The sequence below is a fragment of the Fredinandcohnia onubensis genome (genome assembly GCF_002734285.1).
Lineage (GTDB): Bacteria > Bacillota > Bacilli > Bacillales > Bacillaceae_L > Ferdinandcohnia > Ferdinandcohnia onubensis_A.
This window is the reverse complement of sequence record NZ_NSEA01000009.1, coordinates 126,801-138,119: the sequence shown is the minus strand read 5'-3', so window position 1 is coordinate 138,119 and position 11,319 is coordinate 126,801. Positions and strand designations below refer to the sequence as shown.

10 protein-coding genes are annotated in these 11,319 nt (G+C 36.9%); 3 read left to right on the top strand and 7 right to left on the bottom strand.

Annotated features, from left to right (window positions below):
• Positions 1–278: 278 nt before the first annotated feature.
• The 7 genes from CKJ95_RS10345 to CKJ95_RS10315 all read right to left on the bottom strand — a co-directional run bounded on the left by CKJ95_RS10345 (position 279) and on the right by CKJ95_RS10315 (position 8,153).
• Entirely contained in the window at positions 279–1,814 is a 1,536-nt protein-coding gene (locus CKJ95_RS10345) for a flotillin family protein (RefSeq protein ID WP_099353343.1), read from the bottom strand.
• Positions 1,811–2,356 (bottom strand): NfeD family protein, encoded by a 546-nt coding sequence (locus tag CKJ95_RS10340; protein WP_099353342.1) that lies wholly within the window; start codon positions 2,354–2,356, stop codon positions 1,811–1,813. Before CKJ95_RS10340 ends, CKJ95_RS10345 begins: the two co-directional genes overlap by 4 nt.
• A gap of 138 nt (positions 2,357–2,494) precedes the next feature.
• Positions 2,495–4,543 (bottom strand): transglycosylase domain-containing protein, encoded by a 2,049-nt coding sequence (locus CKJ95_RS10335; RefSeq protein ID WP_373604849.1) that lies wholly within the window; start codon positions 4,541–4,543, stop codon positions 2,495–2,497.
• Positions 4,544–4,631: 88 nt separating this feature from the next.
• Positions 4,632–5,318 carry a TenA family transcriptional regulator gene (locus tag CKJ95_RS10330; protein WP_099353340.1) on the bottom strand — a complete coding sequence of 229 codons (687 nt, stop codon included), beginning with the start codon at positions 5,316–5,318 and terminating at the stop codon, positions 4,632–4,634.
• Positions 5,319–5,333: 15 nt separating this feature from the next.
• Complete coding sequence (locus CKJ95_RS10325) at positions 5,334–6,350, bottom strand: hypothetical protein (RefSeq protein ID WP_099353339.1); 1,017 nt, start codon at positions 6,348–6,350, stop codon at positions 5,334–5,336.
• On the bottom strand, positions 6,347–7,420 hold the full coding sequence (locus CKJ95_RS10320) for a DUF3419 family protein (RefSeq protein WP_099353338.1): 1,074 nt from the start codon (positions 7,418–7,420) through the stop codon (positions 6,347–6,349). The genes CKJ95_RS10325 and CKJ95_RS10320 overlap by 4 nt, the downstream gene beginning before the upstream one ends.
• Positions 7,413–8,153 carry a hypothetical protein gene (locus CKJ95_RS10315; RefSeq protein ID WP_142353940.1) on the bottom strand — a complete coding sequence of 247 codons (741 nt, stop codon included), beginning with the start codon at positions 8,151–8,153 and terminating at the stop codon, positions 7,413–7,415. Before CKJ95_RS10315 ends, CKJ95_RS10320 begins: the two co-directional genes overlap by 8 nt.
• Before the next feature lie 265 nt (positions 8,154–8,418).
• On the opposite strand from CKJ95_RS10315, the gene CKJ95_RS10310 reads away from it, so the two are divergent.
• The 3 genes from CKJ95_RS10310 (at position 8,419) to CKJ95_RS10300 (ending at position 11,212) form a co-directional block, all read left to right on the top strand.
• On the top strand, positions 8,419–9,039 hold the full coding sequence (locus tag CKJ95_RS10310; protein WP_099353336.1) for a DUF47 domain-containing protein: 621 nt from the start codon (positions 8,419–8,421) through the stop codon (positions 9,037–9,039).
• A gap of 15 nt (positions 9,040–9,054) precedes the next feature.
• Positions 9,055–10,053: an inorganic phosphate transporter gene (locus tag CKJ95_RS10305; protein ID WP_099353335.1), complete on the top strand. Its 999-nt coding sequence runs from the start codon at positions 9,055–9,057 to the stop codon at positions 10,051–10,053.
• Positions 10,054–10,126: 73 nt separating this feature from the next.
• The gene (locus tag CKJ95_RS10300) at positions 10,127–11,212 is read left to right on the top strand and encodes a hypothetical protein (RefSeq protein WP_099353334.1); all 1,086 of its coding nucleotides are present in this window, start codon (positions 10,127–10,129) and stop codon (positions 11,210–11,212) included.
• Positions 11,213–11,319: the final 107 nt, after the last annotated feature.

Genomic DNA, 11,319 nt, shown 5'->3' with positions numbered 1-11,319 from the left:
CAGAATCACACCCTCATTCAGACTCATGCCCGAAGATTTTCTCTGACCTTGTCAGAATCACACCTTCATTCGGACTCAAGCCCGGAGATTTCCTCTGCCTTGTCACAATCACACCCTCATTCAGACTCAAGCCCGGAGATTTCCTCTAGCCTGTCAGAATCACACCCTCATTCGGACTCAGTCCTGCTGTTTTTCACTATCCTAGACGCAATGGTACTTTGCACAAAATTGACAAAAAAGAAAAGCAGCTTTTTGAGTAAGCTGCTTTTCAATTCATATTATTCTTTTTCTGTTGATTCTGCTTTTCTCGTTTGAACTAATTCATCCGTTAACTGGTCGATGCTGTTTTTCACATTACCTTTACCAGATAGGTTTTCAATAATTTCTTTTACATCAATACCTGACGATGCTTTTAACGACTCTTGAAGAGTTGACATCAAGTTAGTAGCATAACCGGTTACCTTATTGGCTCCGCTATTTTCCCCATTACTACCAGTATCCACAACTGTAATTTTGTCGATATTTGATAATGGTGCTGCCACTTCTTTCGCATATTGAGGAAGCATTTTAATAACCATATCGAGGATAGCCGCTTTCCCATATTGCTCGAATGCTTCTGCAATTTTTTGTTTTGCTTCCGCTTCTGCAAGACCTTTCAAACGGATAATATCTGCTTCAGATTCCCCTTGGGCACGCTGGGCTTCTGCTTTTGCAAGACCATCAATACGGATTTTTTCTGCTTCCGCTTTTGCCATTGCTTCAATTCGGTATTTATTTGCATCTGCTTCAGCTAACTGCTTCGCTTTTTCAGCTTCGGCCGCTTGAACAACTGAGTAACGGTCAGCATCTGCTTTCTTCTTAACTTCTGAATCGTATTGCTTTTCACGACGTAAGATCTCTTTTTCTTCGAGTTCAATTTGCTTCTGTCTTTCGATGATTTGGATTTGCATTTGCTGTTCAGTTACCTCTTGTTTCGCTCTCGCTTCTTCTAGGTGGTATGCCTGGTCAGCACGTGCTTTTGCAATATCCTGCTCTCTACGGTACTCAGCCATTTTTAATTGGTTGATTTTTTCGGCCTCTGCTACTTCTGTTGCGCGCTCTAGCTCAGATTTTTTTGCTTCTTTGTCTGCTTCCGCCCGTTTAATACGAGTTTCCTTATCAGCTTCTGCAGTTGCTATATCCGCATCACGTTTTACCTGAGCAATTCTTGGCTTACCTAGTGAATCGAGGTAACCGTTCTTATCACGAACATCTTTGATTGTAAACGATACAATAATAAGACCCATTTTCGCTAAATCCTGTGATGCAACACGTTGTACTTCTTGTGAAAATTTTTCACGATTTTTATAAATTTCTTCAACGGTCATTGAACCTAGGATTGAACGAAGATGACCTTCTAACACTTCTCTTGCTTCATTTTCTCTATCTTCTTTTCGTTTTCCTAAAAATTGTTCTGCTGCTGTTGCTATTTCAGAAATGGAACCACCGATTTTAATAATTGCTGTTCCATCAGCCATCACCGGTACACCTTGCTCTGTGTATACTTCAGGTGTTTGTACATCTAATTTACTAGATAAGAGACTTAGTGGTTCAGCCTGCTGGAAGACTGGAAGTACAAAAGTACCGCCACCACGGACAATTTTTATTCGGTTACCGGCTTCGTCCACATGAACATTCTTTCCTCCTAAATAACTACCTGTTACAATTAGTGCTTCATCAGGGCCAGCTGTTCTGTACTTTGTTACAAAGACTCCAATAAGTGCAAGTAGTAAAAATGCGACAACTCCAATTACAATCCAAATTCCTGTTGTCATAGTTGATTTCCCCCTTTAATCATCATACTTTGGTAAGGTAAGACGTAAGCAACGCCTTCTTTAATATCTATAATAAGAACCTTTTCATCATAAGGAATTGGTTCATTATTAAAGCTTTTTGCGGATTTAGAGATTGTTCCACCGATTCCTTCAATGACAACCTCACCGAAGCCATCAATCGGGATTGAAGTAATGACTTTGCCTATTCTCCCCTTCAAATCCTCTTCCCTGTATACCATCGATTCCTCAGCAGAAGACAACGGGATTAATACAAAAACATTTAATAATGTGACTAAAATAAATGCTAATACAAGTGAAATAGCAAAAATTAATAAACTATGAAAGGAAAGTATTTTTTCAAAAATGTACCCAGATGCGCTCAAAAAGGTGAGGAATGAGAAGATAAGTGTTGGGCTTAAGAAACTATCTGGAAAAATCCCCTCTAAAAAATCGCCAAATAGGATAAAAAGAAGGGTACCAACTCCACTAATGATTAAGCCAATCAAATAAATCGTTTCAATGTTATATCCGAATAATTCCATAGCTTCACCTCCAAATCCAAGTAATAGTTTTGAAATTTTCTTTACATTCTCATTTACGGAAAATACTTGAAAAAGGTTTCATTTTTTTGCAATTTTTTCAAAAAAAAAAGAAAGATCCCATCATCCGGGACCTTTCTCTTAGTCATCGTCATCCTTATCTCTCTTTTTTTCTTCTTTTTTACGCTTTTTCTCTTCTTCTTTTCTCTTTTTCTGCTCCTCTTTCTTGTTCCTTTTTTCCTCTTTCCACCCATTGTTATCTTTCTCATTTTTCTTCTTCCACTCATTCTCCTTTTTCTTAACAGGAGCCTGATAGGTTGGGAGATTGAATGAAGTAGGTGGAACATTACTTAATGACTGTTGCATTATTTCCCTAAAAATTGTTGCAGCCGTTGAACTTGTAGTTGTCAAATAATGTTTTTCATCTGTCTTGTCATATCCAAGCCAGACTGCAGCGACAAGTTCAGGCGTATATCCGACCATCCAAATATCCTTTGCCCCATTGATACCATCAATAGCTACCTGAGTTGAACCGGTCTTACCTGCTACTTCTCTTCCCTCTATTTTCGCATCTCGGCCAGATCCATTTTCAACAGCACCCTTTAGCAAGAAAGTCATTCTTTTAGCAACCTCTGGGGTTGTAATTTGTACAGGCTCTTCATTCCACTCGGCAATGACTTCACCGTTTGTATCAACAATTTTTGAAATTGCATGTGCCTTCATCTTTTTTCCTTCGTTTGGAAAAGTTGTATAAGCTTCAGCCATGTGAATGGGGGCAACCCCCTGATCAAGACCACCAAGAGCAAGACTCAAGTTATGATCATTTTCTGTTATCGGAAGACCAAATTCATTTACAGCATCTATCCCGCTTTTAAGTCCAATTTCATTCAACAACCAAACTGCTGGAACATTATCGGAATTCCTCACTGCATCATATATAGTGACACTGCCTTTAAATCTTCCACTAACGTTTGATGGTTGGTAGCCATTGAAACTCATTGGTTTATCAGGTAGGACATCATATATGCTGTAGCCACGTTCCAATGCAGGCGTGTATACAGAAAGTGGTTTGATTGTTGAACCGGGCTGCCTTTTTAATTGAGTCGCATGATTGAAACCGCGAAATACATGCTCTCCACGGCCTCCTACTAAGGCGTTTATTCCACCAGTCTTTGGGTCTACTAAAATAGCACCACTTTGTAGCAATTGATCTTCTGGACTAGTAGGAAATAGGCTGTCGTTTTTATATACATTTTCGACAGATTCCTGCATATGAGGATCAAGTTCTGTATAAATTTCCAAGCCACCAGACATCACCTCATTTTGGGTGAGTCCATATTTTTCAATTGCTTCTTCAATTATATAATCGACGTAATATGGGTATTTTCCTTCATATGGATCAAGTTGGCGCCCTTTGAACACGATTTCTTGTGCCTTAGCTTCTTTCACTTGGTTAGAAGTTAAATATCCCTGTTCCTCCATCGCTGCTAATACAAGATCCCTACGGCTAAGCGACTTTTCCTCGTTAATTAATGGGTTCATTGTAGAAGGTGCTTTAATTATACCGGCAAGAATGGCTCCTTCACTAACTGTTAGTTCATTAACCTCTTTGCCAAAATAAGTTCTTGAAGCATTTTTTATGCCCCATGCCCCTTCACCAAAATAGATTTGATTCAAATACATTTCAATAATTTTTTCCTTTGAAAATGTACGCTCTATTTTTTGAGCAAGAAAGAATTCATCTATTTTCCGTTTCAGTGTTTGCTCATGAGTTAGAAAGACGTTTTTCGTTAATTGCTGGGTAATCGTACTTCCACCTTCAACTATTTCACCCGCTTTTAAATTTCGGAAAAGCGCACGAAAAATACCGATATAATCCACCCCTGGATGTTTGTAAAATCGGCGGTCTTCAATGGCAACTAAGGCATTGATGACATGTGGCGGAATTTTTTCATAGCTAACACCTTCGATCTTAGGTCCAGGTACCTTACTGGCGATTTCTCCATTTTTATCATAGATAATAGTTGGTTCCGGCAATGGATTGTTCAAAGCACTAACATCCCGAGAATTGATATACATGTTGAGCCCAATAGCAATAAATAAAATAAAAACCAGCCCAATTAACAGGATGATTTTTACTTTTCCTACTTCGGACAAAGTCTTCATGAAGTTTTTTCCCATTATTCGAATGCCCTCCAAATGTGCATATATGTGTTAAAAATTGCGTTACATATATGGATTCGAACGGGAATAATTTTTATGGGGATACCTAACTTATTTATTTACAGTCACGAACAAATTCTAATATATCAGTATACATCCTAGAGTGATAGTACATCCCAAATTTCAGACCTCGTTCAATAATTCTTTTTTGTTCTCCTTCATAGCCTTGAGCCACTACTTCATATATTTCGTTAGCATGTTGCACATCAAGTACCTCATGATCTGTAAAATGAACGAGTGACTTGTTTTCGTTCCCATAGGTGTTTTTCGCAAATTGGCCCACTAATGGCGAAACACGGGCAACGATTTCTTCAATTACACCAAGTGCGGCAAGCCCTTCCAAATAGTGATAGTGAAGACAAAGATCAGTTAATGCACGGTTGTATGCAAGAACAGGTATGCATGGTTCGCTTTCGTTCATTTCTTCTTCTGATATACCAATACCTTTTAAAAACTGTTTATAAGTCTCGCTATGAACATATTTTTCGTTCATCTTCCCATGCTCTTCAAATAAGTTTTCCACAAGTGGCATCCTCATTCGAAAGTCTGACATATTCGTTAAAATCGCTGATAAAAAACGCGGAAAGTAAAGAACGACATGATAAATTTGAAGTGCAATTTCCTTTTGTTGTTCTTCTGAAAATTCCCCTTTCGCCAAAGCCACAAATAATGGATGTCGTTCAATTTTCTCAACTTGAAACATACCATCTGTCACATTCTTTAACTCTACAAATTTCTCCATTCTTACATCATCCTCCTAAATAAGTGTTATTTCATGAAAATTCATTGAAAGGTTTGCAGGTATATCCCCGTACGCAAATGTTGTTGATGAAAGTTGTATGTTGAAAGGGTTACTTCGATACTGCTCTGTTTCTTTGGAAGATACTCCAAAAAACAAATAGGTGTATCGGTGCTTATAGGTCTTTTGAATATAGGAGATACATTCCTTTCGATATCTCTCTGGTTTTTCCCTTGCTGCAAAGAATGCCATATAGCCATGCCGAAATTCCTCACCTTGATCAGGCAATAGTGGGCAACCAACTGCCCGACAAATCAAATTTACTATTTTAAACATGAAAGGAAGTCTCCTAGAAAGTCGAAGCTTTCTAGCATCTGATTGATTCACAAGTTTACAGATTGCTAGGTCGTCCTTCTCATCTCTAACAACCAAGAACAAACCATTTTCTTTTAAAAATATCCTCTTATCACATAGTGCAAAGTCTTGAGACCTAGCTAAGCTCTTGTAAATCTGCCATGCCTTTTCCCCTTCAATTTCGATTACATCAACACGATTGTTCCGATATTTTAAGAACATTGGTACTCCAATATGAAACGTTCTTCCAAATTCAATTCCACCTGGAATGAGCCCATTACCTTTTGTCATGGATGCTTTGTTTGAATTGGTATCAAGAACGGTGGAATACATCCATTTGACTGTACCTTCATTTTGATAACGTGATACTAATTGTTGTGTCAATCGATAGTATGCAAAGGTCCGATGGAAGTCAGGATGAATCCTTAAATCATTTAAGTAATACACATGCTTACATGATCCCTCAATTACCCGCTTTTGCTGACTGACTGCCACACAGCCAATTAATTCACTTCCTTTAAACAATCCAAAATGCCTTGTCCTTCCAAATTCCTCTGACAGTTCAAAAAAATTTGGAGACCTATCAACATAAAAGAGATCGCTACCTGTGCTTGTTTCATTTGATAACTGAAGCAGTTGTGATCCGTGTGATTCATCAAGCTCCATAAATGAATAGGTCATACCAATTGTCCCACTGTTATTTTTTGATACAACATCGAACGCTCTAACCCTTCACAACGTTTTGACAGTTCCTCATCACGAATAAACCGATCCGCAAAAAAATCTGGTAATTTACTCGTACTAAGCATATTTCGGAACAACAATACAGCTTTTTCTGATTTTGATTGAATCATACTGTTACATATCGCTTCCTTTCCTTTTTCATCAGCCCAGTCAAATACATTTGACAAATAAAAAGCATCAATCGAATTTTCCTTCTCTAATAGATCTTGGATACTCATTGGATAAATTAACAATTTATCAATATTTCTTTTTACTTCTTCATATCCTTCTGGAGTTAAATATAATGGAACTCCCTCGACCTGATCATACAAATAAGTAGAAAATAATATTTGGCTTAAAAAGTAATTATTGTGAATCGGCTTTGTTTTCACTTCCTTCTCAAATTGACTTAAAAAGAAATTCCCAAAATCATTTTCACTGGCATTCTTAAACATAAAGCTAGGAAAAAATTGTAGGTGTGTCGTTTTACTTAACAATATTTTCACAGCTGTTCGCCATTGGGCAGTTGTTAGATATTCTTCATAAAATAACTGTTGCTCAGCAAGGTTTTTGGCAGAAAACAAGTGATTCCAAACACTCTCGTCATATACATTCCGGCAAATGTTTTCCCCTAAAAATCTATAAAAACGCTCATTTACACCACAATGATTAATTCCATTTTCTATTTCACTACGATGCAACTTCCAAAATTGTCTCGCATAATCAGGCAATTCTTCAGCAATCTCCTCATACATTTCATTTCGGTTTTCACAATCTATTTCCCCGATAAAAGCAAGAAAGTCATTCAGAGCAAACTGCTGAATCGCTACCTTTTTCAACTCAATCAAAGCACATTGCGCGGGATTTAAATCAACACAGAGAACTTGGTTAATCGTGTCAGTCAGAATGGAAAATGCCGTACATCCACCTGAACCAACTACAAGCACTTTCTGTGGCCCTACTATCCTTGAAATCTCTCTTTCTACCAAACTGTCTTCTCTGATTTGCGAAAAATAAATGTCAGACATTACTTACAACCCCTCCTTCAAATAAATCCAAGACTTCTTTTTTTCCTTCTTTCCAATTCAGCATTCTTTTTCTTCCACTTTCCAGCTGCCGATTGAATGTATCTCGAACATTTGGATCATCCGGTATTGCGGAGTATAGGACGACATTTACACCTTGGGATAGGTCAACTTTTCTCGAATAAAGCCAATTCTCTACTTCTGGATAAGTTGATTTATATTGATAAAGTGAATCTATTGATTTTGAGGTTAGTTGCTCAATATCTAGCTCATATATATGTGAAAGCTTTTTTGAGAAAATCTGAACCTTCTCCTTTACTTTTTCAGGAACATCGGATACCTGGAATTTCGGGTAAGCGCAATCATCAAACAATGCTTTAAAAAGCACCAAAACTTCTGGATTTTCAATTTCAGCAAGAAGGTGTATTTTTCTACCTACATTCTTTTCCATTAACACTTGAATATAAGACATGAAAAGGGCTAAAAAACAGCTCATTCGCGAAAACAAAGGACCAAAGTATACGAACTTCTCGTCTCCTACGTCAAAGGTTTGAACGAGTTGGAAGGCAAAAAGCTTTTGATTTCGTCTTAAGCATACTACCTGGTCGTATCTCTTAAATCTTGGAAAAAGGTATTCCTCCCCCACCTTGCTTACTCTCCTCGAAAACGAAAGCATTTCTTCTTTGTGTTTTATAAGTAATTGATTTGTCTCGATAATCTCTAATGATTGAGTCACTCCATCACACCAACCAATTCCTTTAGTGTAAAATTACACCATTTATTCTTTAGTGTAATTTTACACTATCCGGAATAAATTTCAAGTATATTTCCTTAATTTTCTATAGATAATAAAAGAGCCTAGTTTATAAATTATCCAGATGTAGAGTTGGATTTATGTTGCATCTTGTAAACTTTGTAAAAATTTTTATTGTAATTTCGACAAATTTAGATAAAAATATTCTTTGTGTGTTTTTATATTTCATTATTGGAGGAACCATACAATGTTTGGAAACAAGAAAAAAGACGTGTTTTTTGATGCCCTGACATCAATCTCTTCAAATTTAAAAGAAGCGGCAGATTATTTCGTACAGTTTAAAATTAAAAATGTAAGTGACTTGAAAGAATTTTCGAGTCAAATGAAAGAGTATGAGAGAAAAGGTGATGATGTCATTCATGGGTTGATCACTCAACTTAATAAATCCTTCATTACACCCATTGAGCGAGAGGATATTCTACAATTGGCTATGAAAATGGATGATGTTTTAGATGGAATGGAGCAATGTGCAGCACGTTTTGAGATGTATTCTTTGACTACTACAGACGAATACATGACTTCTTATGCTGACTATATACATAAAAGTACGATTGAGATCTTTCATGCCATTGAACTTCTTTCAAATAAAAAGCTTTTAGAGATGCGTACACACGCGATTAAAATCAATGATTATGAATCACAATGTGACGAGATCCTAAGGGTTTCAATAAAACAGCTTTTCCAAACTGAAAAAGACCCTATAAAAATCATTCAGGTGAAGGAGATTTATGAGATTCTTGAAGGCATTTCGGACTTCTGTGAGGATGTTGCTGATACGCTTGAAACCATCATTATGAGAAATGCGTAAGGGAGAATCTTATTAATGGACACATTACTAATATTAACCGTTTTAATTGTTTTTTTTGCGTTAGCATTTGACTTCATTAATGGATTTCATGATACGGCTAATGCAATCGCGACAAGTGTCTCAACAAAGGCACTAAAGCCAAGAGTTGCTATTGTCCTTGCAGCCTCCATGAACTTTATTGGTGCCATTACATTTACGGGGGTTGCGAAAACTATTACAAAAGATATTGTCGACCCTTTTGCGATCGAAAATGGGACAGTCGTTATCTTAGCAGCCCTACTTTCGGCAATTGCTTGGAATTTGATAACTTGGTACTACGGGATACCAAGTAGTTCCTCTCATGCTTTAATTGGGTCCATTGCTGGTGCAGCGATTTCTGCTGCAGGCCTTGGGATTTTGAATTATGGCGGCTTTATAAAAATCTTACAGGCGCTTATTCTTTCCCCTTTTATAGCATTAGCGGTTGGATTTCTAATGATGAGCCTTTTTAAAGTCATCTTTAAAAACACTAATCTTTACAAGACTAATAAGGGGTTCAGGACCTTTCAGATTTTCACAGCTGCCCTTCAATCTTTTACCCATGGAACGAATGATGCTCAAAAAGCGATGGGTATCATCACAATGGCATTGATTGCTGGTGGTTTTACAACCTCTACCGATATACCACTCTGGGTAAGAATTTCTGCTGCAACTGCGATGGGGATTGGTACATCGGTTGGTGGCTGGAAAATCATTAAAACTGTAGGTGGTAAGATTATGAAAATCCGTCCTATCAATGGGGCGGCGGCTGACTTGTCTTCAGCACTTATCATATTTGGAGCGACTTATATTCATTTACCAGTTAGTACAACACATGTGATCTCATCCGCAATCATGGGTGTAGGTTCCGCTCAACGTGTAAAAGGTGTTAAATGGGGTGTTGCCCGTAAAATCGTTCTCACTTGGGTGATTACACTTCCAATCTCAGCATTGCTAGCAGGTATCATTTTTCAAATCCTTAATCTATTTTTCTAAAAGGTGGCTACAGCCACCTTTTTTTATTTGTTATAATAAAATTGTAAAAAGATTACATTAGGAGGGCATTCCTATGGTGCAATCACTAAAGAAGAACAGATCAATTTATATTTTTATTATCTTGGCACTATTGATCATTTGCTCAAATTATACAGTAATGGTCATTCAGCCATTTGAGCCTGTCACAGATACATTGATTCTCGCATCCTTGTTTGATTTAACAATCGTGTTACCTCTCTTCTTCTATTTATTTGTGGTTCGAAACCGTCTTTCCATGATTACTCTTCTTCCTGTTGTGATTGGCGGCTTTTGGTTTGCATACTTCATTGTTCCCAATCATGATATCGCTGTTTTTAATTACGCAAAATACGGAATCTTTCTAATCGAAGGCCTCTTTATTGCAATTGAATTATTTCTTGCCGCCTTGTTAATACGTAAAATACCAACTCTCATCCAGAACTACAAACAACAAAAAGAATACTCTTTTTATTATCCTGCAACTATACGTGGAGCCCTAAATCAAACATTTGGAAAGAAAAAACTACTTGATATCCTTGTTTTCGATTTCACCATTTTCTATTATGCATTCTTCGTTTGGAAGAAAAGATGGGAAAATAAAGCAGACACTCATGTTTTTACCTTCCATACAAAATCAGGCTATTTTGGGTTGTTTATCATGTTGGTACATGCGATGATCATCGAAGTAATCGGAGTTCATTTTTTAATTGCCCACTTCTGGAGTCCAATTGCAGCGTGGATTTTTACAATTTTTGATTTATATGTGTTACTTTGGATTATTGCAGATTACCAAGCAGTACGTCTTTCACCAATTGTAATCAATGCTGGTAAGCTTCTTGCACAGGTTGGAATAAGACGTGAAATAGAAGTTGATTTAGACAATATCAAATCAATTCAAGCAACAATTAACGATAAAAAAGCAAGATCAAAGGAGAAAAGTAGTTTTTCAATCACTCTTCCTGATTTCTTTGAAGAAGATCCACAATTTGAGATTGAATTAATCACCCCAGTTGTTGCTTATCTGCCATTTGGAAAGCAAAAAGAGATCACCAAACTTTATGTAACAGTTGATGAAAAAGAAACATTCTTTCAAGAATTGAATAGCTTTATCAAAGAAAATCATACTGTAATCCAACATTAATCAAATAAGTGTATTTTGCTCGGCAAAGATGCCGAGTTTTTTCATTTTAAGGGAGAATTGAAGGCTAGTCTATTCTACTAACTTTTTAATATACATATAATAAGGCT